Source organism: Propionibacterium australiense (genome assembly GCF_003666605.1).
In the GTDB taxonomy this organism is placed as follows: Bacteria; Actinomycetota; Actinomycetes; order Propionibacteriales; family Propionibacteriaceae; genus Propionibacterium; species Propionibacterium australiense.
Map to the genome: position 1 here is coordinate 96632 of NZ_RCIV01000006.1, position 26171 is coordinate 122802.

Annotated in this window: 23 protein-coding genes and 1 tRNA gene; 11 read left to right on the forward strand and 13 right to left on the reverse strand. The window is 70.4% G+C overall.

Annotated elements, in window-relative coordinates:
- Nucleotides 1–45 precede the first annotated feature (45 nt).
- A complete protein-coding gene (gene ptsP, locus D9T14_RS06635) occupies nt 46–1731 on the forward strand; it encodes a phosphoenolpyruvate--protein phosphotransferase (RefSeq protein WP_119161630.1) in 1686 nt (561 codons plus the stop codon).
- 38 nt (nt 1732–1769) lie between these two features.
- On the opposite strand, the gene D9T14_RS06640 is transcribed toward ptsP, so the two are convergent.
- From D9T14_RS06640 to sp36, 4 genes are read right to left on the reverse strand one after another with little or no spacing between them, the layout of a single operon-like run.
- Nucleotides 1770–2123 (reverse strand): Hsp15 family ribosome-associated heat shock protein, encoded by a 354-nt coding sequence (locus D9T14_RS06640; RefSeq protein WP_119161631.1) that lies wholly within the window; start codon nt 2121–2123, stop codon nt 1770–1772.
- A gap of 51 nt (nt 2124–2174) precedes the next feature.
- Nucleotides 2175–2867 carry an NUDIX hydrolase gene (locus tag D9T14_RS06645; protein ID WP_119161632.1) on the reverse strand — a complete coding sequence of 231 codons (693 nt, stop codon included), beginning with the start codon at nt 2865–2867 and terminating at the stop codon, nt 2175–2177.
- Entirely contained in the window at nt 2864–3319 is a 456-nt protein-coding gene (locus D9T14_RS06650) for a RidA family protein (protein WP_119161633.1), read from the reverse strand. Before D9T14_RS06650 ends, D9T14_RS06645 begins: the two co-directional genes overlap by 4 nt.
- Entirely contained in the window at nt 3316–3504 is a 189-nt protein-coding gene (sp36, locus tag D9T14_RS14190) for a Sp36 family protein (RefSeq protein WP_232012517.1), read from the reverse strand. The genes D9T14_RS06650 and sp36 overlap by 4 nt, the downstream gene beginning before the upstream one ends.
- A 328-nt stretch (nt 3505–3832) precedes the next feature.
- On the opposite strand from sp36, the gene D9T14_RS06660 reads away from it, so the two are divergent.
- From D9T14_RS06660 to D9T14_RS06670, 3 genes are all read left to right on the forward strand, one after another.
- On the forward strand, nt 3833–6037 hold the full coding sequence (locus D9T14_RS06660; protein WP_119161635.1) for a transglycosylase domain-containing protein: 2205 nt from the start codon (nt 3833–3835) through the stop codon (nt 6035–6037).
- Between the two features lie 4 nt (nt 6038–6041).
- On the forward strand, nt 6042–6956 hold the full coding sequence (locus D9T14_RS06665) for a metallophosphoesterase (protein ID WP_119161636.1): 915 nt from the start codon (nt 6042–6044) through the stop codon (nt 6954–6956).
- Between the two features lie 69 nt (nt 6957–7025).
- Nucleotides 7026–7102: transfer RNA gene (locus D9T14_RS06670), tRNA-Pro, on the forward strand.
- A gap of 117 nt (nt 7103–7219) precedes the next feature.
- On the opposite strand, the gene D9T14_RS06675 is transcribed toward D9T14_RS06670, so the two are convergent.
- The 3 genes from D9T14_RS06675 to D9T14_RS06685 are packed head-to-tail and all read right to left on the reverse strand — an operon-like array spanning nt 7220 to nt 10433.
- The gene (locus tag D9T14_RS06675; RefSeq protein WP_119161637.1) at nt 7220–8626 is read right to left on the reverse strand and encodes a sugar porter family MFS transporter; all 1407 of its coding nucleotides are present in this window, start codon (nt 8624–8626) and stop codon (nt 7220–7222) included.
- Nucleotides 8623–9414 (reverse strand): TIM barrel protein, encoded by a 792-nt coding sequence (locus D9T14_RS06680; RefSeq protein WP_119161638.1) that lies wholly within the window; start codon nt 9412–9414, stop codon nt 8623–8625. The genes D9T14_RS06675 and D9T14_RS06680 overlap by 4 nt, the downstream gene beginning before the upstream one ends.
- Nucleotides 9411–10433, reverse strand: coding sequence for a Gfo/Idh/MocA family oxidoreductase (locus D9T14_RS06685; RefSeq protein ID WP_232012451.1), 1023 nt, complete (start codon nt 10431–10433; stop codon nt 9411–9413). Before D9T14_RS06685 ends, D9T14_RS06680 begins: the two co-directional genes overlap by 4 nt.
- 243 nt (nt 10434–10676) lie before the next feature.
- Between D9T14_RS06685 and D9T14_RS06690 the strand changes: the two genes are divergently transcribed.
- Nucleotides 10677–11693 carry a LacI family DNA-binding transcriptional regulator gene (locus tag D9T14_RS06690; protein ID WP_119161640.1) on the forward strand — a complete coding sequence of 339 codons (1017 nt, stop codon included), beginning with the start codon at nt 10677–10679 and terminating at the stop codon, nt 11691–11693.
- Between the two features lie 298 nt (nt 11694–11991).
- On the opposite strand, the gene dhaM is transcribed toward D9T14_RS06690, so the two are convergent.
- From dhaM to dhaK, 3 genes are read right to left on the reverse strand one after another with little or no spacing between them, the layout of a single operon-like run.
- Entirely contained in the window at nt 11992–12399 is a 408-nt protein-coding gene (gene dhaM, locus D9T14_RS06695; RefSeq protein WP_119161641.1) for a dihydroxyacetone kinase phosphoryl donor subunit DhaM, read from the reverse strand.
- A complete protein-coding gene (dhaL, locus tag D9T14_RS06700) occupies nt 12396–13034 on the reverse strand; it encodes a dihydroxyacetone kinase subunit DhaL (RefSeq protein ID WP_119161642.1) in 639 nt (212 codons plus the stop codon). The genes dhaM and dhaL overlap by 4 nt, the downstream gene beginning before the upstream one ends.
- 2 nt (nt 13035–13036) lie before the next feature.
- Nucleotides 13037–14038: a dihydroxyacetone kinase subunit DhaK gene (dhaK, locus tag D9T14_RS06705; protein WP_119161643.1), complete on the reverse strand. Its 1002-nt coding sequence runs from the start codon at nt 14036–14038 to the stop codon at nt 13037–13039.
- A 166-nt stretch (nt 14039–14204) separates the two neighbouring features.
- Here dhaK and D9T14_RS06710 point away from each other — a divergent pair, with 166 nt between their 5' ends.
- The 3 genes from D9T14_RS06710 (at nt 14205) to D9T14_RS06720 (ending at nt 16728) form a co-directional block, all read left to right on the forward strand.
- Nucleotides 14205–14726: a YbaK/EbsC family protein gene (locus D9T14_RS06710; protein WP_119161644.1), complete on the forward strand. Its 522-nt coding sequence runs from the start codon at nt 14205–14207 to the stop codon at nt 14724–14726.
- A 138-nt stretch (nt 14727–14864) separates the two neighbouring features.
- Complete coding sequence (locus D9T14_RS06715) at nt 14865–15722, forward strand: class I SAM-dependent methyltransferase (protein ID WP_119161645.1); 858 nt, start codon at nt 14865–14867, stop codon at nt 15720–15722.
- A gap of 70 nt (nt 15723–15792) precedes the next feature.
- Nucleotides 15793–16728 carry a carbohydrate kinase family protein gene (locus D9T14_RS06720; RefSeq protein WP_119161646.1) on the forward strand — a complete coding sequence of 312 codons (936 nt, stop codon included), beginning with the start codon at nt 15793–15795 and terminating at the stop codon, nt 16726–16728.
- A gap of 156 nt (nt 16729–16884) precedes the next feature.
- Here D9T14_RS06720 and murJ read toward each other — a convergent pair whose 3' ends face one another.
- Together murJ and D9T14_RS06730 are read right to left on the reverse strand one after the other, a co-directional pair.
- Entirely contained in the window at nt 16885–18804 is a 1920-nt protein-coding gene (murJ, locus tag D9T14_RS06725) for a lipid II flippase MurJ (protein WP_232012449.1), read from the reverse strand.
- A complete protein-coding gene (locus D9T14_RS06730) occupies nt 18801–20072 on the reverse strand; it encodes an aspartate kinase (protein WP_119161647.1) in 1272 nt (423 codons plus the stop codon). The genes murJ and D9T14_RS06730 overlap by 4 nt, the downstream gene beginning before the upstream one ends.
- A gap of 72 nt (nt 20073–20144) precedes the next feature.
- Between D9T14_RS06730 and D9T14_RS06735 the strand changes: the two genes are divergently transcribed.
- From D9T14_RS06735 to D9T14_RS06745, 3 genes are all read left to right on the forward strand, one after another.
- Entirely contained in the window at nt 20145–20624 is a 480-nt protein-coding gene (locus D9T14_RS06735; protein ID WP_170175643.1) for a DUF1707 SHOCT-like domain-containing protein, read from the forward strand.
- 265 nt (nt 20625–20889) lie between these two features.
- Complete coding sequence (locus D9T14_RS06740; RefSeq protein ID WP_119161649.1) at nt 20890–21882, forward strand: Gfo/Idh/MocA family protein; 993 nt, start codon at nt 20890–20892, stop codon at nt 21880–21882.
- A 40-nt stretch (nt 21883–21922) separates the two neighbouring features.
- Nucleotides 21923–22816 (forward strand): NAD(P)-dependent oxidoreductase, encoded by an 894-nt coding sequence (locus D9T14_RS06745; protein WP_119161650.1) that lies wholly within the window; start codon nt 21923–21925, stop codon nt 22814–22816.
- Between the two features lie 105 nt (nt 22817–22921).
- Here D9T14_RS06745 and ileS read toward each other — a convergent pair whose 3' ends face one another.
- Entirely contained in the window at nt 22922–26104 is a 3183-nt protein-coding gene (ileS, locus tag D9T14_RS06750) for an isoleucine--tRNA ligase (protein ID WP_119161651.1), read from the reverse strand.
- Between the last annotated feature and the right edge of the window lie 67 nt (nt 26105–26171).

Here is a 26171-nt window from a genome sequence, read left to right on the forward strand (position 1 = left end):
CGCAGACGCGGTTCACGGCCCCGGCGGGGCGTGCAGGAGGAAGTCATGGCCCAGGCAGAATCACTGACAATCACCGGAACCGGCGTCGTGTCCGGCGTCGCCTACGCGCCGGTCAGCCGCGTGCAGCCGCGCCCGCAGCTGCCCACGCACGGCACGATCGAGGAGAGCGAGCAACAGGCCGAGATCGACCACTTCGCCGAAGCCGTCGTGGCGGTGCAGGACAACCTGCTCGACAGGGCCGAGCACGCCACCGGCAACGCGGCCGAGGTGCTGCGCGCGACCGCCGAGCTCACCGCCGACCGCGGCCTGTCCCGCGCGGTGAAGAAGCTCATCAAGCAGAACGAGAGCGCCGAGTGGGCGGTCGTCCAGGCCGTCGACAACCTGGTCACCCAGTTCGAGCGCCTCGGCGGCCTGTACGCCGAACGCACCACCGACCTCAAGGACATCCGTGACCGGGTCATCGCCGAACTCCGCGGCGAACCGGCGCCGGGCGTCCCCGAACCGACCCGTCCCATCGTCCTGGTGGCCGAGGACCTCGCCCCCGCCGACACCGCCGGACTGAACCCCGAACTCACCGTCGCGCTGGTCACCGAGGCGGGCGGCAAGACGAGCCACACCGCCATCATCGCCCGCCAGCTGGGCATCCCGTGCATCGTCGGCACCGGCAAGGCCATCCGCCAGATCAAGAACGACACGCCCGTGCTCGTCGACGGCAAGGCCGGCACGGTCATCTCCAACCCGGACCCCGACAAGGCCGAAGCGGCCGTCGCCGAATCGACCGCCTATCTCAACCGCGTCCGCGCCTGGAAGGGCCCGGGGCGTACGAGTGACGGCTACGGCGTCGAGCTGCTCGCCAATGTGGGCAACGGCGAGGCCGCCGCCAAGGCCGCGGCCGGTGAGAGCGAGGGCGTCGGCCTGTTCCGCACCGAGCTGTGCTTCCTGTCGGCCCCGACCGAGCCGAGCATCGAGGACCAGGCCGCGATCTACCGCGAGGTCCTCGAGCCGTACGCGGGCCGCGGCGGGCACACGCACGTCGTCATCCGCACCCTGGACGCCGGCTCGGACAAGCCACTGGCCTTCGCGAACTTCGAGACCGAGGAGAACCCGGCGCTCGGCGTCCGCGGCCTGCGGCTGGCCACCGACAACCCGGAGCTACTGGCCCACCAGCTCGACGCGATCGCCGCCGCCAAGGCAGGCCTCGACATCGACGTCTGGGTGATGGCCCCGATGGTCGCCACCGTCGCCGAGGCCCGTGACTTCGCCAAGTCCTGCCGCGACCGCGGCCTGTGGCCAGGAGTCATGGTCGAGGTGCCTGCCGTCGCGCTGAACGCCGACCAGGTGCTCGCCGAGGTCGAGTTCTTCTCGATCGGCACGAACGACCTGACGCAGTACGCCATGGCATCGGACCGGCTGTCACCGCACCTGGCGGCGCTGAACGACCCATGGCAGCCGGCGGTCCTCAGGCTCATCCAGATGGCCGCGCAGGCCGGCCTGCGCGCCAACAAGCCGGTCGGCGTCTGCGGCGAGGCCGCCGCCGACCCGCTGCTGGCCTGCGTGCTCGCCGGTCTCGGCGTCACCTCGCTGTCGATGGCCGCCCCCGCCCTGCCGGCCGTCGGCGTCCAGCTCGGCGACGTGACGATCGAGCAGTGCCGTCAGGCGGCCCAGGCCGCTGTCGCCGCCCCCGACGCGGTGAGCGCCAAGGCGAAGGCCGCCGCGATCCTCGGCGCCTGAGGACGTCCCCGCCACGGGGCCGCTGGGCTGTTCCGGGCTCAGCGGCCCCGTAGTCTCTCGATCTCGCGGCGTTCCTTCTTCGTCGGCCGGCCCGAACCCTTGTCGCGCCGCGCCACCGGGTTGGCCAGGTAGGCGGGTCGCTCGGGGGACAGGTCACGGTAGGCGGTCTGGGCGATCTTGGCCCCGACGCGTTTGTCGAGCAGCTGGACGACCTCGAAGGTGCGGTCCCAGCCGGGCGTGCGGACCGTGACGATGTCGCCGGGGCTGATCCGCTGGGCCGGTTTGATCGGCGCATCGTTGAGCCGGACGTGACCGCCCTTGACCGCCTGGGTGGCCAGGCTGCGGGTCTTGTAGATCCGGACGCTCCACAGCCACACGTCGATCCTCGTCATGGCTCCACAGTGACGCCTCGCGGGGGCTCAGTCAACACGCGGGGGACGCGCTCAGCGCCGATCAGACCTGAACCGCTCGGGCACCTCGACGAGACGGCCTGCGTCCCACGGCTGCTCCCATCCGCCGATGCGCAGCAGCAGATCGGTGAGGAAGGCCGTGAAGCCCCACACGAACAGGTCACCGAACTGCCAGGCCGGACCGATCGTCCGCCCGGGGTGGCGGGCGCTGACGCGCCTGCCCGGGTCGGCGAGGGCACTGACCGGCCAGGCGTGGACGCTGGCGACCTCGCGGGGGTCCCCGGGGGTGAGCGCGGACTCGGCGCTGCGCCAGCCGACGACGGGGACGACGTCGAACCCGGTGACGGACAGGTTCACGGCGGGCATCGTGCCGAGCACGTGCACCTCGTCCGGTCCGAGGCCGATCTCCTCGTTCGCCTCGCGCAGCGCGGTGGCGACAGCACCCTCGTCCCCTCGGTCCGCGCGGCCACCGGGGAACGAGACCTGCCCGCCGTGGTCGCGCAGCCCGCCGGCTCGCTCGGTGTAGACCAGGTTCGGGTCGGGGCCGTCCGAGAGCAGCAGGAGCACCGCCGAGGGGCTCCCCAGCCCGTGGGCCCGCCACCGCGCGGGCAGCAGGCCGACGGTCGCGGGATCGGCGAGAGCGGCCGACAGCTCAGCCAGCGCCGGCGGCACCCACAGGCCGTCGTCCGCGCTGGGGGCCGGGCTCGTCAGCGACTGTCCGCTCATACGCGGGCGACCAGCTCGACCTCGACCGAGGCGTTCTTGGGCAGCACCGCGACACCGACGGCGCTGCGGATGTGGCGGCCGTCGGCGCCGAAGATCTCGGCGAGGACGTCGGAGGCGCCGTTGGCCACGGCCGCCTGCTCGGTGAAACCGGGCGCGCTGGCCACGAAGACGGTGACCTTGGCGATGCCCTTGATGGCGTCGACGCCGCCTGCCACCTCGGCGGCGGCGGCCAGGGCGTTGAGGACCGAGACCCGGGCGGCGGCCAGGGCCGCCGCGGTGTCGATCTCGTCCCCGACGAGCCCGGTGACGAGGCCGTCGGGCGTGAAGGGGATCTGCCCGGAGGTCTGGACGGTGTCACCCAGGCGAACGGCCGGGACGTAGGAGCCGACGGGAGTGGCGACCGGCGGCAGGGTGATGCCGAGTTCTGCGAGCCGCTGGGAGGGGGTGCTCATGACCTCACCGGCCTCTTGAAGAAACCGACGTAGTTCACGGCGGCCGGCAGGCCGTCGTCGGCCGCTGCCGCCTCGGGGCCGGGGACGAGCTGGACGAGTTCCCAGCCGTCCGCGCCGAAGTTGTTGAGTATCTGCTGGGCGACGTGGCTCAGGACAGGAGCCGTGAAGTACTCCCACCTCGTCACGTCAGCGGTGCCGTTGTCAGGCATTGAGGTCCCCTGTTCTGCGGAGCGCCGGGCTGGTGCCGGGCGCGACTCGTGGCGGGTGCCCGGACTCTCTGGCCGGGCACCGTCCCCGGGCGGCCTGCCTGCGGTGGGCCCTCACGGGAACATCGTCCAAGCTACCCCAGGGCGCCGCCGGCCCCGGGCCCTGTCCGGCCCCGGGCCACGCCCCGTCCTCGGCACCACTCCTCCGGTCGCGCGTCGCGGCGGGCACCACCATGGCCCATGTCGGCTCTGCGGCAGGCGCAGCGAGCACGCCTGCCCAGGCGGAAAGGCAGTTAGGCTTGAACGCATGAGTGATCGACAGTCGGGTGCCAGAGTCAACTCGATGCTGACATTCCTTCTCGTCAGCGTCGTGTGCGGCGTCGTCGTGGCGGGCATGTGGATGCCCTTCGCCGGTGTCGCCTCGGCCGGGACCAAGACGGTGGCGGCCAATCTGCAGAACGTGCCCGCCGACCTCACCGTCCCGCAGCAGGCCGAGGGCTCCAAGGTGCTGCTGGCCGACGGCTCGACGCTCGCCGAGTTCTACGACCAGAACCGTGAGTACGTCGCGCTCGACCAGATCTCCCCCATGATGCAGAAGGCGCAGCTGGCCGTCGAGGACCACCGCTTCTACTCGCACGGCGCCATCGACCTGCAGGGCGTGCTGCGTGCCTTCGCCGGCAATGTCGCCGGCGGTGACATCAGCGGCGGCGGCTCGACGCTCAGCCAGCAGTACATCAAGCAGGTGCGCATCCAGCTGGCCCAGGAGAAGAACGACGCCGAGGCCGAGGCGGCCGCCCAGGAGGCCACCTTGAGCCGCAAGATCCTCGAGATGCGCTACGCCGTGGCGCTCGAGGAGCAGCTCACCAGCCAGCTCGGCTCCCTCAAGGCCGCCAAGGACCAGATCCTCGAGCGCTATCTCAACATCAGCTACTACGGGGACGGCGCCTACGGGGTCCAGGCCGCGGCCCAACACTACTTCGGCATCGACGCCTCCGAGCTCAACCTCGAGCAGTCGGCCATGCTCGCCGGTCTCGTCCAGAGCCCGAGCCAGACCGACCCGGTCAACAACACCAAGGCGGGCATCGAACGCCGCAACGTCGTACTCGACCAGATACTCCGGTGGGACCAGGAGGGCGTCTGGTTCGAGGGCCTCGACCAGCTCACCCAGGAGCAGGTCGACGCCGCCAAGGCCACCGGCTTCGACCCGAGCAGGGTCGTCGAGGACTCCAGCGGCTGCACGGCGGCCCGCTACCCCTTCATCTGCCAGTACGTCGAGAACGTGCTGCTGTCCGATGAGATGTCCGAGCTCGGGGCAACCCGCGATGACCGCCAGCGCACGCTCTACCGCGGCGGCCTGACCATCCAGACGGTCATCAACCCCGCCACCCAGGACGCCGCCCAGAACGCCATCAGCAACCTGGTGAGCCCGACCGACCCGGCCGTCTCGGTGGCCGTCATGACCGACCCGAAGACCGGCCTCATCAAGGCGATGGCACAGTCCCGCCCGGTGATGGGCGACAACGCCGAGGCCGGTGAGACCTACTACAACTACGCGGTCGACGAGTCCATGGGCGGCGCCGATGGCTACCAGGCCGGCTCGACCTTCAAGGCATTCGTCGCGGCCGCCGCCATCGACCAGGGATTCATTCCCGACCGGACGATCTACAACGCGCCGGCCACCAAGAACTGGGCCGGCACCACCTTCCGGGGCTGCAACGGCGACTTCTCCCTGGTCGACTCCTGGCAGGTCTCGAACTCGTGGAAGACCGGTTCGATGAATCTCAACACGGCGATGGCCTACTCGGTGAACAACTACTTCGTGGCCCTCGAACGCGACGCCGGCGTCTGCGCCTCGGTGCGGATGGCCGAGAAGGTCGGCATGAAGCTGGCCAGCAACGACGGCACCACGCTGGAGGACTACGGCGACGTGGCCTCGTTCACGCTCGGCGCCCTCAACGTGACACCGCTGTCGATGGCCGAGGCATACGCCACCTTCGCCAACCGCGGCGTGCACTGCGATCCGATCATCCTGTCGTCCATCAAGACCGAGAACGGCACCGAGGTGCCCGTGCCGAGCGCCAACTGCCAGCAGGTGATCGACGAGAACACCGCGGACGGGGTGAACTCGGTCCTCAAGTCCGTGCTGCAGTCCGGCGGCACGGGCTACTCCCAGCGCCTGTCGGGCGACTACGACCAGGCGGGCAAGACCGGTACCGCGGGTTCCACCGCCACCGAGTCGGCCGTGTGGTTCAACGCCTACACGCCCGATCTCGAGGGCGTCGCGATGATCTCCGTCGACTCCGGCGACGACTACTGGACGGGCCGCAGCAAGACCCTGACCGGCCTGCAGCTGGCCAACGGCACCTACCTGTCGGGCAACTCGACCACCGAGTCGGGTGGCATCTGGCGGTCCATGATGTCGGCCGAGATCGGCACCATCACCAACCCGTCCAGCTTCGCCGGCTACACGCCGAAGAGTTCCACCCAGTCCGAGCTCTACACCGGGAGGTGACCCGATGCCGACCCCTGCCCGAGCGATCGCCGCAGCACTTGGCGGCACGACCGCGTTCGGCGCCTGCATGATCGGCGGCGCCCTCGTCGAGGCGCACGCATTCGTCACCCACCACGTCGACGTCCCGGTGCTCGCGCCGGGCGCCGCCCCGATCCGCGTGCTCCACGTCTCGGACATCCACCTCATGGCCCGCCAGGGCGACAAGATGGCCTTCCTGCGCCGCCTCGCCGACGAGGAACCGGACCTGGTCATCAGCACCGGCGACCACATCAGCCAGGGACAGGCCATCGTCCCCCTCATGGAGTCGCTCATGCCCTTCAAGGGGCTGCCCGGCGCCTTCGTCTTCGGCTCGAACGACTACGAGGCACCGCGCTGGCGCAACCCGGCCGCCTATCTGTGGCGCAGCACCGCGGGTGAGGCCGAGCCCGCCCGCGTCGCGCTGCCCACCGGCCATCTGCGGGAGCGGCTGCTGGACCTGGGCTGGGCCGATCTCAACGACGCCACGGCCCGTGTCCAGGTGGCCGGGCGGACGGTCGACCTGCGCGGCACCGGTGACCCGCACATCCGTCTCGACCACTACGAGCAGGTGGCCGGTCCCCCGTCGCCCGACGCGGAGCTGACGATCGGCGTCACCCACGCCCCCTACCGGCGCGTCCTCGACGCGATGATCGACGATGGGTTGCCGCTCGTCGTGGCCGGCCACACGCACGGCGGCCAGATCTGTCTGCCGAACGGCCGGGCGATCATCACGAACTGCGACATCGACCCCGGGCGCGCCAGGGGCCTGCACCGCTGGGAGCACGACGGCAACGAGGGCTGGCTGCACGTGAGCAACGGCATGGGTTCCTCGCCGTTCGCGCCGTACCGCCTGTTCTGCAGGCCGTCGGCGACGCTGCTGCGGCTCGTGCCCGCCGAGTGAGCGGCCCGCTCCGGTCTCGATTCGTCTTCGGACGGATTGGTGGGCTACACTGGCCGCTGGCCAGAGCCACGGGGTGTGGCGCAGTTTGGTAGCGCGCTTCGTTCGGGACGAAGAGGTCGCAGGTTCAAATCCTGTCACCCCGACCACGACAGGGGGGCGGGGCACCTCATGGTGCCCCGCCCCCCTGTGGTGTGCCCCGGCCCGCCCTGCGGCCCTCGCGTGTCCTCGTCACGAGAACCGAAGGAACGAACCGGGGGCAGGTTTCAGGAGTAGTCCTCCTCGAAGCGCCGCTCCAGGGCCTCCAGCGTCTGACCGAAGGTCTCCGGCAGGAAGCGCCAGTAGAACAGCAGCGAACAGATGTTCACCACGGCGAAGATGAAGAACACATTGCCCTGCACCGCCTCGATGAGGTTCGGGAAGGTGAAGGAGACGATGACATTGCCCAGCCAGTTGCAGAGCACGGCGACGCCGTTGGCGATGCCGCGCACGCGCATCGGGAAGATCTCCGAGAGCATGAGCCAGAAGGTCACACCGATGAAGCACTGCATGAAGAACAAGAAGCTCAGCATGAACAGCAGCACCAGGTAGCTGCGCACCGTCGACTCGGGCAGCAGGAAGACCAGGCCGAGGACGATGAGCGAGCCGACGACCCCGCTCTGGCCGGTGAGCATCATCCGGCGGCGCGGGAACCGGTTCAGGAAGAACCTGATGCCGATGTACACCGCGATGACCGACACCACGCCATTGGCGATCGTCGCCACGATGGAGGCCTGCGTCGCCAGACCGGTGGAGATGAGGATCGTCGGAGCGTAGTACATGATGCCGTTGACGCCGGTGAGCTGGGAGAAGAAGGCCAGCACGATGCCGATGATGGTGATCCTGCGGATCCACGGGATGCGCAGATCGGCCCAGCTGCCCCGCCCGATGGAGCGCTCCTCCTCGACGCGGCGGATGATGTCCTGGCCCTCGTCCTCGACCTCCTCGGCCAGGCGCACCTCGTTGAGGACCGCCCACATGTCCTGGACTCGGCCCTTGTTGGCGAGCCAGCGCGGGGACTCGGGGAGCAGGTGGATGCCGATCCACAGGCCGATGGCCGGCAGGGTCGCGATGGCGAGCATCCACCGCCACATGTGGGCCTGCGGCCAGATGGTCGCGATGATCGCATTGCAGGTGTAGGCGGCCAGCTGACCCGTGACGATCATGAGTTCGTTGCGCGAGACCATGGTGCCGCGGATCTTCACCGGCGACATCTCGGACAGGTAGACGGGCACGGTGGCCGAGGCGCCGCCGACGGCCAGTCCGAGGATGAACCTGAAGAGGATGAGCATCTCCCGGTTGGGGGCGAGGGCGCAGCCGAGGGCGCCGACGAGGAAGATGACGGCCACCGTCATGATGTTTCTCTTGCGTCCGAAGCGGTCGGACAGGCGGCCGCCGATGAGCGCGCCGAAGGCGGCGCCGACGGTCAGCCCGGTCGTGACGAGGGACTCGTCGAAGGCGGACAGTCCGAAGCCGCCGGCCTCGGGCGACTCCTTGAGGAACGGCAGGGCGCCGGAGATCACGCCGGTGTCGTAGCCGAAGAGCAGGCCGCCGAGGGTGGCGATGGACCGGATGGTGAACAGGCGCCGGTCGACCTTCCGCTGGTCGCCGGCGGACGCCACGGCTCCACTCATGCCTGGGCTCCTTCCGAGAACGCGGCGACGAAGTCGTCGAGGGCGGCCTCGGAGTCCCCGGAGGCGAAGGCCTCCATCGCGACGACGCCCTCGTAGCCCATCGCGCGCAGGGCCCGGGCGACGCTTGCGTAGTTGATCTCGCCGGTGCCGGGCTGGCAGCGGCCGGGGACGTCGGCCACCTGGATCTCACCGATCCAGGGCAGCGACTCGCGGCAGGTCTCGATGAGGTTCCCCTCGCCGATCTGGCAGTGGTAGAGGTCGAGGTTCATCCTCAGGTGGGGCGAGTCGACCGCCTTGACGAGCGCGCGGGTGTCCTTCGCCAGGGCGAAGGGGGTGCCGGCGTGGTCGACGGGCAGGTTGAGGTTCTCCAGGGTGAAGACCCGGCCCGCGGCACGGCCGATCTCGGCGAGCCGGGCCAGGGTGTCCCGCGCCGTGAGCCACATGTCGGGCGTGACCACCTCGACGGGGCGGACGGGGTGGCCGTCGCCGTCGAGACCGGTGCCGTGCACGTTGAGGCGCGGGCTGTCGATGATCTCGGCGGCCGCGACCGAGCGGCGGGCCGACTCGAGGAACTCGTCGATGGCGTCGGCGTCGGTGAGATTGCCGGAGACGTACCCGGTCATGGACGAGAAGGTGGCCCCGGTGGCGGCCAGTTCCTTCAGGTCCTTGGTGGTCCAGTTCCACATCTCGACCTGGAGTCCGCGGGCGGCGATCTTCTCGACGCGCTGGACGAACGGCAGGTCGGTGAAGATCATCTCGGCGCAGGCGGCCAGGGTCAGGGTGCTCATCGGGTGACCTCCTCGATGGTGACGGAGCGGTTCTCCTGCACCGAGACGATCGCGGCGCGGGCGATGGCGAGGGCGTTGAAGCCGTCCTCGCCGGTGGGGACGTCGGCGTTCTCGCCACGGATCGCGGCGACGAAGGCGCGGAACTCGCCGACGTAGGCGCTGTGCAGCAGGTCGGTGTCGGCGCGCGAGGTGTCGGCGCTGAGCCCGGCCGGGCCGTAGTAGGTCATGTCGGTGCTGCGGCCGTCACCCGCGGTGACCATGCCGCCGGAGCCGAACACCTCGCCGCGCACGTCGTAGCCGTAGCTGGCGCTGAAGGAGGCCTCGGCGGTGGCGAAGGCGCCGTTGTCGAAGGTGAGCGTGACCACCGAGGTGTCGAGGAAGCCGTCGGCCTTGGCATCGGGGCGCACCAGCGCGTCGGCGAGCGCGGTCACCTGGACGACCGAGGCGCCCGGGTTGAGCCACAGCAGCGTGTCGAAGTCGTGGATGAGGGTCTCGAGGAAGATCGTCCAGGCCGGGGTGCGGGCGGGGTCGCCGCTGTAGGGGCCGGGGTCGCGGGTCAGCGAGCGCAGCAGCTGCGGCGTGCCGACCCGGCCGTCGTCGATGGCGGCGCGGGCGGCGGCGAATCCGGGGGCGAAGCGGCGGTTGAAGCCGACCTGCAGGGTGACGCCGGCCGCCCTGGCGGCCTCGATGCACTCGGTGGCCTCCGGCAGGGTCGTGGTGATCGGCTTCTCGGTGAAGACGTGTTTGCCGGCCGTGGCCGCGTCGACGATGAGATCGCGGTGGAGCGCGGCCGGGGTGGTGACGACGACGCCGTCGATGGACGGGTCGGTCAGGACGGCGGAGGCGTCGGGCGCGGGCGCGGCGCCGAGCTCATCGGCAAGGGCCGTGGCTGCGTCGATGCGCGGGTCGATGACGGCGGCAAGTTCGGCGCCGGGCACCTCGCGGGCGATGGCCCGGGCGTGGTGGGTGCCGATGCGCCCCGAGCCGACGAGGGCGAGACGGATGGGTGGGACAGTCACGTGAACTCCTTCGTTCGTGTTCATGCTGTACTGCCCGTTAAGCTAACACGTTCTAGTTATCTGCTGGAAGATGACAGGACAAACTTTTTGTGATTGATTTATAATGCCTAGTAAACAGGCAATTAATCTTGCCCGTCTCTCGAAAGAGAGACTAGAACGTTCTAGCAATTGAAGGGTCAACACGCGGATGTCGGGTGATGCTCTAGGCTTGCCTGCACGAGGCAGGAGTCGTGGGAGGACACGATGGCAGGCAGCAGGCGCAGCAGGCAGAGCCCGACGCTCGTCGAGCTCGCCGAGGCCGCAGGATGCTCCACCTCGCTCGCCTCGATCGTCATGCGCGGGGCGCCGGGGGCCTCCGACGCCACCCGCAAACGGGTCATGGACGCGGCCGAGCGCATCGGTTACCGACCCGACGAGCGGGCCAGGAGCCTGCGGCGGAACAACTCGGGACTCATCGGTGTCGCCTATCACGTCGCCGAACCGTTCCACGCCGACCTCGTCGAGGGGCTCTACGGGGCCGAGGGGGACGGTTTCGACCTCGTCCTCGGCGCCATGGTGCCCGGACGTGACGTCGAGAAGACGATCGAGCCGCTACTGCGTCAGCGCTGCGAGGCGATCATCCTCATCGGCAGCATGCTGCCCGTGGCACGGCTGCGCCGCATCAGCGAGGAGTCACCCCTCGTCCTCGTCGCCCGACAGGTTCGCGCGACCGGGGTCGACGTGGTCCGCACGGACGACCGGGGCGGCCAGCGTCTGGCGACGGAGCATCTCATCGGCCTCGGGCACCGGGCGATCGCCTACCTGGACGGCGGCCAGCACCCCGGGGCAGCCGCGAGGCGGCGGTCCTTCCGGGACACGATGGCCGCGCACGGCCTGAGCGACCACGCCCGGGTGGTGTCGGGCGGCAACACCGAGGAGGAGGGCATCCGGGCCACTCGCCGGCTCCTCGAGGAGGGTGAGCGGCCGACGGCGATCGCGGCGTTCAACGACCGGGCGGCCACCGGGGTGCTCACCATGCTCATCCGCGCCGGCCTGCGGGTGCCCGAGGACGTCTCGGTCATCGGTTTCGACGACGCGCGCATCGCCCGCACGGCCCTCACCCCGCTCACCACGATCCGCCAGGACACGACTCTCATGGCCAAGGTCGCGCGTGAACGCGCGGCCGGACTCGCACATCAGCGTTTCGTGGCCGGGGAACAGGTACTCGTGCCGGAACTCACCGAACGAGAGAGCACGGGCCCGGCGCCGACCGGCCGCTGACCGGGCGGCGCGGCCTCCGGCCGCCGGTACCGATTCGGCTCGCGATGCTGTGGCCGCATCCGGCGAGTGGACCGCACGGCCCCGCAGGCAAGCGGCCGCTCCTCGCACCGGGGGCTGCGAACCAGAGACCCTTGGGTCGTGCACTCGGGCGAGGACCCTCGGCTCCGCCGCGGCCGGCTTCGTGGTCGCCTCAGCCCGCGCACTCACCGACGAGAGCCCAGGGTGAACACGACCCCCGGATGTGACCGCCCGGAGATCGGGGTGGGGTCCGTGACGGCCGGGAACCGGCGGCGACTGGTCAGCCGGCCAGCTGTCTTCTCTTCGCGTCGGCGGCCTTCTCGGCCTCGGCGCACACCCGGTCGAGGTCGCGGCCGATGGTCGCCGCCGAGTAGGCGGCGAACAGGCCCTCTACGAGCGGGGCGGCCAGCAGCCTGGTGCGCTCGGCCACCTCGGGGTCGAGGAATTCAATGGCGGTCTGGGCGCTCATCACGGCACTGCCCAGGTCCATGAGCACGACGACGCCCTCGCCGTCATCGGCCCGCCCGATGGCCTCGACGATTGCCATGGCGTCGGTGCCGGGCGTCCCCTCGGCGGTGCCGGCAGCGGTCTCCAGCCGCACCTCCGACGGCGGCATGAGGCCCCTGGCCAGGCTGACCGCGGCGTCGGCCAGCTCGGGAGAGTGCGAGACGACGACGATACCGATCATGCGCTCTCACCCGCGGTCGCCCGCGCCAGGGCGTCGAGGAGCAGCGCCGTCGAGGCGGCGCCCGGGTCGATGTGCCCCACCGAGCGCTCCCCCAGGTAGGAGGCGCGGCCCTTGGTCGCGACCATCGACTCGGTGGCGTCGCGGCCGGCGGCGGCCGCCTCGGCAGCGGCCCTGGTGGCCTCGGCCACGTCGTCCGGGTGCGCCTTGAGGGCCTCGAGCGCCGGGTACCAGGCGTCGAGCATCGTCTTCTCGCCGGCGGCGGCCTTGCCCCGCTGGACGAGCCCGCCGATACCCGCCTCCACGGCAGCGGCGAGGGCGGCCGCGTCGATCTCGTCCTTGCCGGCCAGGGCGCCGCCCATGCGCAGGAAGAACGTGCCGTACAACGGGCCCGAGGCGCCGCCGACGGTGGACACGAGCGTCATGCCCACCTTCTTGAGCATCGCGTCGGCCGTGGTGAACTGGCCGGCGGCGACGGCCTCGACCGCGGCCGCCATGCCGCGTTTCATGTTCGTGCCGTGGTCCGCGTCGCCGATGGCCGCGTCGAGCTGGGTCAGCTCATCGGCGTGCTCGGCGATCACCGCGTCGGCCAGTTCGAGCCAGGCGACGAGGCCCTTCAGGTCGGTCGTGGCGGCCATGCTCACGCTCCCCAGCGCAGACCGGGCGTGTTGACCGGGGCGTCCCACAGCCGCAGCAGCTCGTCGTCGGCGCGCAGCAGCGTGAGCGAGCAGCCGGCCATGTCGAGGCTGGTGATGTAGTTGCCGACCAGCGAGCGCTCGACGGTGATGCCGGCGGCCTCGAGGATCTTGGCGACCTCGCCGTACATGAGGTAGAGCTCGAGCAGCGGGCTGGCGCCCATGCCGTTGAGGAAGGCGATGACGCCGCGCCCGTCACCGGCGGGCAGTTCGGCGAGGATCGGCTCGGTGAGGCGGGCGGCGATCTCGGACGCCGGGGCGATCTTCTCGCGGTGCCGGCCGGGCTCGCCGTGGATGCCGATGCCGATCTCCATCTCGTCCTCGGGCAGGTCGAACGAGGGCTTGCCGTTGGCGGGGACGGTGCAGCTGGTCAGGGCCATGCCCATGGAGCGGCCGTTGGCGTTGACGCGGGTGGCGATCTCGGCGACCTGGGCCAGGGACTGGCCCTCCTCGGCGGCGGCGCCGGCGATCTTCTCGGCGAGGACCGTGATGCCCACGCCCCGGCGGCCGGCCGTGTAGAGGGAGTCCTCGACCGCCACGTCGTCGTTGGTGACGACCGAGGCCACCTCGATGCCGTCGGCGGCGACGATCTCGGCGGCCATCTCGAAGTTCATGACGTCGCCGGTGTAGTTCTTCACCAGGTGCAGCACGCCGGCGCCGCGGTCGACGGCGGCGGTGGCGGCAACGATCTGGTCGGGAACGGGTGAGGTGAAGATCTCTCCGGCGCAGGCGGCGTCGAGCATCCCGGCGCCGACGAATCCGCCGTGCAGCGGCTCGTGGCCGCTGCCACCACCGGAGACGATGGCCACCTTGCCCTGCTCCTTGGCCTGTGCGCGGTAGACGATGTGCTGATCGGTGTCGACGCGGAGGGCATCCGGGTGCGCCGCGGCCATGCCGACGAGGGCATCCGTGACCACGGTGTCGACGGAGTTGATGAGTTTCTTCATGACACGAAGCTACCCCCGGGCGACTCACCATTCATCAACAGGACACGAGGTCGGGAGCATCCTCACCCCGGACACCACACCGTCGCACGTTCGTGCTCGCCTCGCCGGGCCGGTCGGCGTGCTGGCATGGGCGGGCGCGGACCGCTCCCGAACTACTCTCGACACCATGTTCGATGCCCTCACGCACCTGCCAGCCGCCGAGCGCCCCGAGCTGCTCGGCGAACCCGTCCGCCGGCTCATCCACCTGCTGCCCGAGGCCCGGGTCTTCACCATCGACCCGGCCCTGTCCGACACCGAGGCGCTGTGCCGGGCCTACGGCGAGGACGAGTCGACCTGCGCCAACTGCGTCATCGTGCGCGGTCGGCGCGGCGAGGTCGAGCGCACGGCGGCCTGCCTGGCCCTGGCCACGACCCGCGTCGACGTCAACCGGCTCGTCCGCAGGCGTCTGGACGTGCGCAAGTGCTCCTTCGCCCCAATGGAGGACGCCGTCGCCGAGTCCGGCATGGAGTACGGCGCCATCACCCCCATCGGCCTGCCCGAGAACTGGCCGATCTGGATCGACACCGCCGTGGCCGCCGCCGAGCAGGTCTGCATCGGGGCCGGCACCCGGTCCGCCAAGCTCATCGTCCCCGGCCGCTCACTGCTGGCCCTGCCGGGCGCCGAACTCGTCGAGCACCTGGCGGCCTGAATTCATCCGTCCGATCGGCGCCACCGCATCACCTAGGGGAGAAACAGGGCTCTGACATGGGTTTTCTGGCTGCCAACCCTAGCCCCGCCGCTCAGGGTTTCACTAAGCTGCTACCCAGGCGATGGGCGGAGGAACGACATGAGCGAACGCGCTGGACAACCACCGCGTACCGATTCACTGGACTACGCCCGAGCAGAGGCGGAACTGCAGGGCAGCGGCCAGGTCGACTACGGCAACTGGGTGCCCGCCGTGCTCATGCGCGCCCTGCTCATGCTCTCCGGCGCCCTGCTGCTGGTCCTCGCCCTGCTGCTCATCACATGGGCGAACCTGGTCGTCCTGACCGTCGTCGCCGTCGCGTGTCTTGTCTCGCTGGCCCTCACCGGCTACCTGGGGTTGTGCCGCAGACGCTTCGCCTTCGACGGCGGCGGCCTCATGGGCGCCATGCACCAGCTGGTCGTCGACAACCTCGACTGGGACGGCCGGGGCGGCCTGCTCGACATCGGGTGCGGCGCCGGCGCACTCACCATCCGCTGCGCCAAGACCTTCCCCGGCGGCCGGTTCACCGGCGTCGACCAGTGGGGATCCAGGTGGAGCTACGCCAAGCAGCAGTGCGAACGCAACGCCCGCGCCGAGAACGTCAGCGACTCGGTGACCTTCGCCGCCGACGACGCGGCCCGGCTCGATTTCCCGGACGGCGCCTTCGACGCCGCGGTAAGCAACTTCGTCTTCCACGAGGTACGTTCCGAGCCCGACAAGCGGGCGCTCGTCCGTGAGGCCCTGAGGGTGCTCCGCCCCGGTGGCGTCTTCAGCTTTCAGGACATGTTCGGCCACCGCAGGCTCTACGGCGACATGGACGCCTTCGTCCAGGAACTGCGTGACGGAGGCATCACGCAGGTCGAGTACGTCCCGCACACCGAGAGCATCGTCGGTGCACCCGCCTGGATCAGGACCCCCTGGATGCTCCGGGGCGCCGGCATCATCCACGGACGCAAGTGAGGAATCGGGAACCGTCCTCGATGTTGGTGGACGCCCGGCGCGACGGGGCCTTCTCGCCTAGAGTGGGACCATGCGCGTAGTGGTGTGCGGCGAAGCACTCATCGATCTCATCCCCGACAACTCCGTTCCCAGCACGACGCAGTCGAGCCTGTGGCAGGCTCACTCGGCGGGCGGACCCCTCAACACGGCCATCGCCCTGGCACGGCTCGGCCTGCCCGCCCAGTTCCTGGGCCGGCTCGGCAATGATGGTTTCGGCGCCCAGCTGCGCAGCCATCTGGCCGTCAACGGCGTCGGCCTGGACGTGGCGGTGCAGACCGAGTCCGAGCCCACGTCGCTGGCGATCGTCAGCGTCGACTCGGCGGGCCAGGCCTCCTACACCTTCCATCTGGTGGGCACCGCCAACTTCAACTGGACCGCCGCGGAGTTCCCCCGCCTGGAGGCCGACGACTGGCTGCACACCGGCTCCCTGGTGGCGGTCGTCGAACCGGGCCGCAGCGCCCTGCTCGACTACCTGGCCACGACGCCGGCCAGGTTGTCGTTCGACCTGAATGTGCGGCCCACCGTGCAGCCGGACCGCGAACGCTACGCCGAACTGCTCGCCCCCTTCCTGCGGGTGCTCGGCGAGCGTGGCGGCATCGTCCGGGCCAGCGACGAGGACCTGCGCTGGCTCGATCCCTCGGGCGAGTCCTCGGCGCAGGAGATCGCCGCGGGTCTGGCCCGCGAGCACGGACTTGACCTGGTCGTCGTCACGACCGGCGGCGAGGGCGCCTTCGCCGTCGGCGTCGACCGCGAGCCCGTGCTGGTGCCGGGCGTGCCGACCGCCGTCGTCGACACGGTCGGGGCCGGGGACACCTTCACCGCCGGTTTCCTCGCGGCATGGCTGGATGGCCAGGACCTCACCCGGGCGCTGCGCACCGGTTGCGCGGCCGCCTCGATCACCTGCTCGCGCACCGGAGCCAACCCGCCGAACGCCGACGAGGTGCAGGCGCTGCTCTCCCGCTCCTGACCGGCTGGAGGAACCGCCCGGTCCCTGGCCCCACGTGGGGCCGCTCTCGCGCGCCGCGCCCCGGGCGACGAACCGCCGCCGCTGCCCCGCGCCCCCGCTCGTGCACTCCCCCGGGCCGGGCGATTGCACGGCCCCGGCCGCAACGGCATGCCGGGCTCAGCCGCGCTTGAGGTGCAGCCTGCGCAGGATCGAGTCGAGGAAGGTCTGGAACTCGCGGACCCGGAAGATCCGCACGCCGATGAGGAGGAAGACGACGAAGACGACCCCCCCGACGAGATCGGCCGCGTACTGGCTGATGAGCCTGTCGTGCATGGTCCAGACGATGAACGAGCCGACGAGGTAGGCGGGCACGCCGCCGATGATCGAGGCACCGAGCATCCGCAGGTAGAGACTGAGGACGCCGCGCAGATTGAGCCCGCCCATCTGGCGGCGGGCGTAAGCCGTGAAGACGACGGCCAGCACCGTGTTGCCGGTGAACATGCCCAGGCAGATCGTCACGACGCCGACGCTGGCCGGCACCGACAGCGCCACCAACGCGAAGGCCACCTGCAGGCCGGTGACGAGGCACTGCATCCACAGGTTCGTGCCGCCCTGCTCGGTGGCGAAGCAGTACTGCTGCTGCAACGTCACGATCGTGTACGCGAGGGTCGAGGCGACCATGACAGCGAGCACCCAGGCGGTGGCGGTGGCCTCTTCGGGGGTCAGGCCCCAGTAGATGCCGCGCACGACAGGACGGGCGAGCGCGATGAGCAGGACGCTCGTCGGGATGATGCCGACCATCGGCAGGGTCAGGCCCTTGTAGAGCAGTTCCTGCATGTCGCCCAGGCCGGCCGCCTCGTCGCGCCGCTGCCAGGCGCGGGCCAGCTGCGGGAACAGGGCCGTGAGGATCGAGAAGGCGATGAGCGAGTAGGGCATCTGGAAGAGCGTGTTGGCGTTCTGGTAGGCGGCGTAGCCGGCGACGTAGCGGCCCTCGGGGGCGCGGTCGATCATGCCGGTGGCGACGTTCAGGATGAACAGGCCGCCGCCCTGGGCGATGCACAGCGCCAGGAAGGTGAGGCCGGCGAACCGTCCGATCTGACCGAGCCCGTAGCCGCGCAGACCCCAGCGCGGCCGCCAGCGGAAGCCGGTGTGGATGAGCACAGGCACCAGGACGAGGGCCTGGGCGAGGATGCCGAGCGTGGCCGTGCCGGCCAGCACCCAGACCATCGGCGTCGTCCAGGTGGTCGGGTCGGCCTGCTGACCCCACATCCGGAGGAAGAGCAGCTCGCCGCCGATCGCCACGACATTGTTGAGCACGGGCGCCCAGCCGTACGGGCCGAAGGAGCCGCGTGCGTTGAGCAGATTGCCGAAGACGGCGAAGATCCCGTAGAAGAGCACCTGCGGCATGCAGAGATAGGCGAATTCCATCGCCAGGTGCAGGGCCGGGCCCTGCAGCCGGGTGATGCGCATGAGCAGGCCGGCGCCGACGGTGCAGAGCAGGGCCACCCCCAGGATGAGGGCGAAGGTGATGGTCAGGAGCCGATCGACGAATTCCCTGCCGCCGTCGGGGCGTTTCATCGCCTTGGTGATCTGCGGCAGCAGGACGGCGTTGAGGATACCGCCGGAGAGCAGCACGAGGATGTAGTTCGGCAGCGAGTTGGCCGAGCGGAAGGCGTCAGCGGCGAGGGTCTGGCCGACGACCTTCACCAGCAGCATGGCGTTGACCATCCCGAGCACCCGCGACACGAGGGTGCCGGAGGCCATGAGGACCGAGTTGCGGCCCAGATTCCGCCGGTCGCGGTCGTCGATCGCCGCCTGGTCGATCCGCTCGTCCGTGACCGGCTGGTCCTGGTCGGACGGGGCGCCGCGGCGCGGGCCCGCGACGGGCCGTTGATCCTCGGGCGCCCGGCGCGCCGGCCCCGGAGGGCGCGCCACCGGTGCACCCGGGCCGCTCTGGCCCGGATGGATCCGTAGCCCAGCCCCCGGGAAGGCGGGCGCCAAGGCCTCGAGCTCGACGCGCGGGATGATGCGCGTCGGCTCGTCGTCGCCGTACGGATCCGCCGGCGGCACGTCGGCCCTGCGGGGGCGATAGCTCAACGCCCGGTACCCGCGTAGACGACAGCCTCGCCGTCGGCGTCGAGACCGAAGGCGGTGTGGGCGGCACGGACTGCCCTGTCGAGCAGATCGGCCCGGACCACGACGGAGATGCGGATCTCGGAGGTGGAGATCATGTCGATGTTGATGTCCTCCTCGGCCAGGGCGTCGAAGAAGCGGGCGGTGACACCGGGATGGGTGCGCATGCCGACGCCGATGACCGAGATCTTGCCGATCTGGTCGTCGTAGAGCAGCTTCTCGAAGCCGATCTCCTCCTGGTTGGCGGTGAGGGCGTCGATCGCCTTCTTGCCGTCGCTCATCGGCAGGGTGAAGGAGATGTCGGTGCGGCCGCCGGCGGCCGAGACGTTCTGCACGATGACGTCGATGTTGATCTCGGCCTCGGCGATGACGTCGAAGATCTTGGCGGCCTTGCCGATCTGGTCGGGCACACCAACGATCGTGACCTTCGCCTCACCGCGGTCGGACGCGATGCCGGTGATCATTGCCTGTTCCATCTCATTGCCCTTCTTCATGTCGGTGTGTCCGGTGACCCAGGTGCCCGGCTTGTCGTTGAACGAACTGCGCACGTGCACGGGGATGTTCTCGCGGCGCGCGTACTCGACGCAGCGCAGGTGCAGCACCTTGGAGCCGCAGGCCGCCATCTCCATCATTTCCTCGTAGGTGATCTCGGGGATCTGGGCGGCGGCGGGGGCGATGCGCGGGTCGGCGGTGAAGACGCCGTCGACGTCGGTGTAGATCTCGCAGTACTCGGCGCCGAGGGCGGCGGCCAGGGCGACCGCCGTGGTGTCCGAGGCGCCGCGGCCGAGCGTGGTGACGTCCTTGGTGTCCTGGCTGACGCCCTGGAAACCGGCGACGATGGTGACATTGCCGTGCTCGAGGGACGCGTTGATGCGGCCGGGGGTGATGTCGATGATGCGGGCGTTGCCGTGCAGGCCCGTGGTGATGACCCCGGCCTGGCTGCCGGTGTAGCTGCGGGCGGGCACGCCCAAGTCGTTGAGGGCCATCGCCAGCAGGGCCGCGCTCTGGCGCTCGCCGGTGGTGAGCAGCATGTCGAGTTCGCGCGGCTGCGGCTGCGGGCTCACCTCGAGCGCGAGGTCCATCAGCTCATCGGTGGTATCACCCATCGCCGAGATGACGACGACGACATCGTCGCCACCACGCCGTGCCCGTGCGATGCGTCGCGCGACGCGTTTGATGGATGCGGCATCCGCAACGGATGATCCGCCGTACTTCTGGACGATCCTTGCCATGGCTTCCCCTCGTGGACTGACGAGCCCAACTCTAGCCGTCCGGCCATGGCCTGTGGGAATAGCATTGGGCGCGTGGACAAGCCCTTCCTGCGCATCGGCGACGTCGAGCGGGACGCCGCGCTCGAGCTCCTGCAGAGCCACTATGCCGCCGGCCGACTCGACACCGAGGAGTTCGAGGAACGCATGACGGCGGCGCTCGCCGCGCACCACCAGGACGAGCTCGACGCGTTGTTCACCGATCTGCCGGAGGACCCGCAGGCCCGTTTCTTCGACGAGTCCGGCCCGATCGGGCACGCCGCGCGCCCCAGCGAGCTGACGCCCTGGCGGGCATCCGTCCCGGCGGTCCGGGACCGGGAGGGGCGAAGGGCGCTGTCCACCGCCCTCGGTCTCGTCAGCGGCCTGGTCTGGCCGGTGGCCCTCATCGGCGTCCTCTTCTTCGGCGCACCGTGGCGGGTCCTGCTCATGGCGCTGATGGTCTCGATCGTCACCGGGACGATCCAGCAGAATCTTCGTGACAACAAGGCGCTGCCCCCCGGCGAGGACGACGACTAGGTCTTGCGAGACACGCCGCGCCGACGCGGGCATGGGCGTGAAGGGGCGTGTGCCCGACCGGACGGGTGACGCCCAAACCGTCCGCCGCGCCCGGAGGGCCCGCCCCTTGAGCGCTCGCACCGACTCAACCGCTGCCCATCGGTGCACGCCACCGAGGCGGGCAGCCGTCGCCTGGGTGACGGCACCACCGGCTCGCCCCTGAATCCGCCGCGTCCGGCACGCGAGGTCTGTTCACCCGGCGGGCCGGGAATCTAGTCTTCAGTACATGAGCATTCGATGGGGAATCGCTGGGCCGGGGCGTGTGGCACGCATCATCGCGTCAGAGTTCAAGGCGGTCGAGGACGCGGAGGTGGTCGCCGTCGGATCGCGCAGCACCGAGCGGGCGCGGGCCTTCGCCGCCGAGTTCGACATACCGCACGTGCACGGCAGCTACGAGGAACTCATCGCCGACCCGGACGTCGACGCGCTGTACATCGGTACCCCGAACGCCCAGCACTACCCGCTGGCGCTGGCGGCGATCAGTGCCGGCAAGGCGGTTCTCGTCGAGAAGTCGATGTGCTGTCAGGACGAGCACACCCGCCAGCTGATCCGCGCGGCCCGCGAGCGCCACGTCTTCCTCATGGAGGGCATGTGGACGCGCTTCCTGCCGGCCGTGCGCGCCGCCCACAGCGTCGTGCTGTCGGGACGCATCGGCCGGGTGCGGGCGCTGCAGGGCGATCTGTTCTCCTACCGCGACTTCGACCCGACGGACCGGCTGTTCGCGCCCGAGCTGGGCGGCGGCTCGATGCTCGACCTGGGCGTCTACCTGCTGCACTTCGCGCAGGACTTCCTGGGCACCCCCACCGACATGCAGTGCACCGGCCGCTGCTACAGCAATGGGGTGGACGCCGACGTGGCACTCCAGTTGCGCTACGGCGACGGCTCGTTCGCGCAGCTGTGCTGCTCGCTGGCCTGCCACGGCCCGGGGCGCATGACGATCATCGGCACGAGCGGTTTCATCGAGGTCGGCCCGCGGTTCCACCACCCCTCGTACATCACCGTGCACACCCCGGAGAACCACACCGAGGCCGAGGTGATCAGCGAACCGTTCGAGGGCGCCGGGTACCGCCTCGAACTGCAGTCGGCCACGGACGCGATCGCCGCCGGGGCCACCGAGCACGAGCTGGTGCCGCTGTCGGACTCGCTGGCCGTCTCGCAGACGATGACCGAGGCGCTCGACCAGTTCGGCTACCGTCCGCACGACCGGCTGAGCCTGTGACATCCTGGGCCCTGACCCGGACGGAAGGAACACGATGACAATGGCGACGACAGTGGGGTTCATCGGGGCGAACGGCCTCATGGGGCACGGGATGGCGAAGAACATCGCCAAGGCCGGGTTCGACCTGGTCTACACGGTGCACCGCAGTGCCCCGGCCGATCTGGAGGCGATGGGCGCCCGCCGCGTCGCCAGCAACGCCGAGCTGGGGGCCCAGTGCGAGATCGTCGTCATCTGCATCACGACCGCCCAGGACGTGCAGCAGGTCGTCGCCGGGCCGGACGGGCTGCTCACCGATCCGCGTGAGGGTCTGGTGATCGTCGACGCGGCGACGAGCGAGCCGGCCGTCACCCGTGAGCTGGCCGCACGGGCCGCGGCCGCCGGGGTCGCCTACGCCGACGCGCCCCTCACCCGCGGCCCGGCCGAGGCCGAGCAGGGCCGCCTCAACACGCTCGTCGGGGCGGACGACGAGGTCTTCGCCCGGATCGAGCCGGTGCTGGCGAGCTACTGCGAGAACATCCTGCGCGCGGGCCCGGTGGGCGCCGGACACACGGTCAAGCTGCTCAACAACTTCTGCCTCCAGGCCGCCACGACGGCCCTGGCCGAGTCGTTCACCGTGGCGCGCGCCGCGGGCGCCGACCCGCAGACCCTCGTCGACGTGTTGGGCAAGGGCATGTTCGACAACCAGCTGCTCGCCATCATGGGCGCCACCCTGGGCGGCGACTACGAGCGCCAGCAGTTCGCGCTGGGCAACGCCCGCAAGGACGTGCGCTACTACACGCGGCTGGCCGGTGACGTGCAGGTGGCCCCGGTGGTGGGCGACGGCGTCCACGAAGCGCTCTCTCTGGCGTGCTCGGCCGGCTACGCCGGGCACAACGTGCCGTGGGTGGCGCAGGCGACGGACCGGATCAACGGCCTGACCGGGCAGACCTGCTGACCGGCCCCCACCGAATCGGCGGCCGGCCGGGGCTCCTGCAGACGGCACGTCCCCGCCGCTTGCACGGGTCGCGCGGGCGGCGGGGACGAGGGGCGTGGCTGCGGCTCAGGCCCTGGTGACCCTCACCTGGAGGCGGAGGTCGTCGTCCTCGCGCCAGTCGCCGGCGGCTTCGGCGCGGTGCATGCTCGTGGCGAGCACCTCGGCGGCGATCAGCTCGGCGTGGGTCTCGATGGCTGCCGCCAGCTCGGCGTCATCGCTCGCCCAGGCCAGGTCGATGCGGTCCGAGACGTCGAGGCCGGCGGCCTTGCGGGAGTCCTGCACGAACCTGATGACCTCGCGGGCCCGGCCGGCGCTGACGAGCTCGGGGGTGAGCGTGAGGTCGAGGGCGATGGTGTCGCCCTGGACGTCGGCCACCGACCAGCCCTCGCGGGGGCGCTCGGTGATGAAGACGTCGTCGGCCCCCAGCTCGACGGGCCCGACCCCGGTGACGTCGAGCGTCACCGTGCCGCCGTCGGCCAGGCCCGCGGCGATCGCCGCCGCGTCGGCCTCGGCGATCGCCGCGGCGACGACGGGCGTCTGCTTGCCGTAGCGCCTGCCGAGGGCACGGAAGTTGGCCTTGGCGGTGTGGACGACGACGTCGCCGGCGGAGCTGAACGAGTCGAGGCGTTCGATGTTCAGCTCGGCGGTGATCTCGTCGACGAGTTCGGCGGGCAGCCGGTCGATGGCGGCCGAGTTGACGAGCGCCCGGCCCAGCGGCTGGCGGGTCTTCACCTTGGCCTCGGCACGGGCGGAACGGCCCACCTCGACGAGCCGGCGGGCCAGGTCCATGGCCTCGCCCAGCCCGGTGTCGATGAGCGCGGTGTCGGCCTGCGGCCAGCCGGTCAGGTGCACCGACTCCGGGGCGCCGGGCAGCGTCGGGCGGAAGAGGTCCTGCCAGACCCGCTCGGTGATGAACGAGGCGAGCGGGGCCATGAGCCGGGTGAGGGTGGCCAGGGTCTCGTGCAGCGTCCACAGCGCGCCGGCGTCGCCGTCCCAGAAGCGGCGGCGCGAGCGCCGCACGTACCAGTTCGACAGCTCGTCGATGAAGGCCGCGATGAGCGTGCCGTAGCGCTGGGAGTCGAACGCCTCCAGGGCCTCGGTGACGTCCACGACGAGCTGGTTGACGGCGCTGACCAGCCAGCGGTCCAGCACGTGCCGCCCGGCGATGGCCGGCGCCTGCCCGGTGGGCGCCCAGTCGTTGGCGCGGGCGTACAGGCTGTGGAAGGCGACCGTGTTCCAGTAGGTCAGCATGACCTTGCGGACGACTTCCTGCAGCGTCGTGTCCCCGACCCGGCGGGCCGACCACGGGGAGCCGGAGGAGGCCATGAACCAGCGGACCGCGTCGGCGCCGTGGCGGTCCATGAGCGGGATCGGCAGCAGGATGTTGCCGAAGTGCTTGCTCATCTTGCGGCCGTCCTCGGCGAGGATGTGGCCCAGGCAGAGCACGTTCTTGTAGCTGGACTCGCCGAAGACGAGGGTCGGCACCGTCATCATCGTGTAGAACCAGCCGCGGGTCTGGTCGATGGCCTCGCAGATGAAGTCGGCCGGGAAGTGCTCGGCGAACTTCTCCTTCGAACCCTCGACCCACGGGTAGCCCCACTGGGCGAAGGACATCGAACCGGAGTCGAACCAGGCGTCGATGACCTCGGGCACGCGGCGGTAGGTGCCGGGCTCGCCGGGCAGGGTGAAGGTCACATCGTCGACGAACGGGCGGTGCGGGTCCATGTCCGCCAGCTCGGGCCGGCCGGCCAGCTCGGCGAGCTCGGCGCGCGAGCCGACGCAGCGGAGCCTGGACGGGTCCTCGTCGTTGCGCCAGATGGGCAGCGGCGTGCCCCAGTAGCGGGTGCGTGACAGCGCCCAGTCGATGTTGTTGCGCAGCCAGTCGCCGTAGCGGCCCCACTTGATGTTGTCGGGGTACCAGGTGGTCTTCTCGTTCTGGGCGAGCAGTTCGTCCTTGCACTGGGTGGTGCGGATGTACCAGCTGGGCTGGGCGTAGTAGATCAGCGGGGTGCCGCAGCGCCAGCAGTGCGGGTAGGAATGGGTGTGGTCCTCGGAGCGGAACAGGATGCCGCGCCGGTCCAGGTCGGCGACGATCGCGGGATCGGCGTCCTTGAAGAACAGGCCACCGACGAGCGGCAGGCCCTCCTCGAAGGTGCCGTCGGGGCGGATCGGGTTGATGACCGGCAGGTCGTTGGCGCGGCCGACGGCCATGTCGTCGGCGCCGAAGGCGGGTGCCTGGTGGACGAGGCCGGAGCCGTCCCCGGTGGTGACGTAGTCGGCCAGCACGATGAAGTTGGCGCGCTTGTCGAAGGGCACGAGCTCGTAGGGGCGCTCGTAGTCCCAGCCGGCCATGTCAGCGCCGGTGACGGTCTCGAGCACCGTCCAGACCCGCTCGCCGTCCTCGCCGGTCTGCCCCAGCACCGTGTCGAAGAGGGGTTCTGCGAGCACGAGCTGCTGCGTGCCGTCGGTGGCGAGCACGTAGGTGACCTCGGGGTGCACGGCGACGGCCGTGTTCGAGACGAGGGTCCAGGGGGTCGTCGTCCACACGAGCAGCCTGGCGTCCCGGTCGGCCCACGGCCCGCTGGTCAGCGGGAGCGCGACGAAGATCGAGGGCTCGGTGACGTCCTTGTAGCCCTGGGAGACCTCGTGGTCGGACAGCGCGGTCTCGTCCTTGGGGCAGTACGGCGTGACACGGTAGTCCTGCACCAGCAGGCCGTCGTCGAAGATCTTCTGCAGCGCCCACCACTCGGAGTCCACGTACTCGGGGGCCATCGTCCAGTAGGCGTCGTCCATGGTGACCCAGTAGCCCATGCGGCGGGTCAGCTCGACGAACTCGTCGACGTGCTCGCTGACCGAGGCCCGGCACCTCGTGTTGAACCGCTCGATGCCGTACTCCTCGATCTGGCTCTTGGAGTCGATGCCGAGTTCCTTCTCGACGGCCAGTTCGACGGGCAGGCCGTGGCAGTCCCAGCCGGCCTTGCGGTCGACGCGGTAGCCCTGCATCGTCTTGAAGCGCGGGAAGAAGTCCTTGAAGACGCGCGCCTCGATGTGGTGGGTGCCGGGCTGGCCATTGGCGGTGGGCGGGCCCTCGTAGAAGTTCCAGCGCGGCCCGCCCTCAGTGGCCCGCCAGCTCTTGGCGAAGGTGTCGTTGGCCTCCCAGAAGGCGATGATCTCGTGGTCCATCGCGGGAAGGTCGATCTGGGCGGGAACCGCCCGGTACCGGTTCGTGGCGGGCTCGGTGGGTGTCATCGTTCCTCTTCGCTGTCGACGTCTCTGACGCTGCGAAGGGACGAGAGACCCGGCCGTCCTGAGGCCG

What these genes read in the sequence shown, in the direction of transcription:
- ptsP (WP_119161630.1), top strand. Translation starts at nt 46, where the DNA reads ATGGCCCAGGCAGAATCACTGACAATCACCGGAACCGGCGTCGTGTCC.
- D9T14_RS06640 (WP_119161631.1), bottom strand. Translation starts at nt 2,123, where the DNA reads ATGACGAGGATCGACGTGTGGCTGTGGAGCGTCCGGATCTACAAGACC.
- D9T14_RS06645 (WP_119161632.1), bottom strand. Translation starts at nt 2,867, where the DNA reads ATGAGCGGACAGTCGCTGACGAGCCCGGCCCCCAGCGCGGACGACGGC.
- D9T14_RS06650 (WP_119161633.1), bottom strand. Translation starts at nt 3,319, where the DNA reads ATGAGCACCCCCTCCCAGCGGCTCGCAGAACTCGGCATCACCCTGCCG.
- D9T14_RS06660 (WP_119161635.1), top strand. Translation starts at nt 3,833, where the DNA reads ATGAGTGATCGACAGTCGGGTGCCAGAGTCAACTCGATGCTGACATTC.
- D9T14_RS06665 (WP_119161636.1), top strand. Translation starts at nt 6,042, where the DNA reads ATGCCGACCCCTGCCCGAGCGATCGCCGCAGCACTTGGCGGCACGACC.
- D9T14_RS06675 (WP_119161637.1), bottom strand. Translation starts at nt 8,626, where the DNA reads ATGAGTGGAGCCGTGGCGTCCGCCGGCGACCAGCGGAAGGTCGACCGG.
- D9T14_RS06680 (WP_119161638.1), bottom strand. Translation starts at nt 9,414, where the DNA reads ATGAGCACCCTGACCCTGGCCGCCTGCGCCGAGATGATCTTCACCGAC.
- D9T14_RS06690 (WP_119161640.1), top strand. Translation starts at nt 10,677, where the DNA reads ATGGCAGGCAGCAGGCGCAGCAGGCAGAGCCCGACGCTCGTCGAGCTC.
- dhaM (WP_119161641.1), bottom strand. Translation starts at nt 12,399, where the DNA reads ATGATCGGTATCGTCGTCGTCTCGCACTCTCCCGAGCTGGCCGACGCC.
- dhaL (WP_119161642.1), bottom strand. Translation starts at nt 13,034, where the DNA reads ATGGCCGCCACGACCGACCTGAAGGGCCTCGTCGCCTGGCTCGAACTG.
- dhaK (WP_119161643.1), bottom strand. Translation starts at nt 14,038, where the DNA reads ATGAAGAAACTCATCAACTCCGTCGACACCGTGGTCACGGATGCCCTC.
- D9T14_RS06710 (WP_119161644.1), top strand. Translation starts at nt 14,205, where the DNA reads ATGTTCGATGCCCTCACGCACCTGCCAGCCGCCGAGCGCCCCGAGCTG.
- D9T14_RS06715 (WP_119161645.1), top strand. Translation starts at nt 14,865, where the DNA reads ATGAGCGAACGCGCTGGACAACCACCGCGTACCGATTCACTGGACTAC.
- D9T14_RS06720 (WP_119161646.1), top strand. Translation starts at nt 15,793, where the DNA reads ATGCGCGTAGTGGTGTGCGGCGAAGCACTCATCGATCTCATCCCCGAC.
- D9T14_RS06730 (WP_119161647.1), bottom strand. Translation starts at nt 20,072, where the DNA reads ATGGCAAGGATCGTCCAGAAGTACGGCGGATCATCCGTTGCGGATGCC.
- D9T14_RS06740 (WP_119161649.1), top strand. Translation starts at nt 20,890, where the DNA reads ATGAGCATTCGATGGGGAATCGCTGGGCCGGGGCGTGTGGCACGCATC.
- D9T14_RS06745 (WP_119161650.1), top strand. Translation starts at nt 21,923, where the DNA reads ATGGCGACGACAGTGGGGTTCATCGGGGCGAACGGCCTCATGGGGCAC.
- ileS (WP_119161651.1), bottom strand. Translation starts at nt 26,104, where the DNA reads ATGACACCCACCGAGCCCGCCACGAACCGGTACCGGGCGGTTCCCGCC.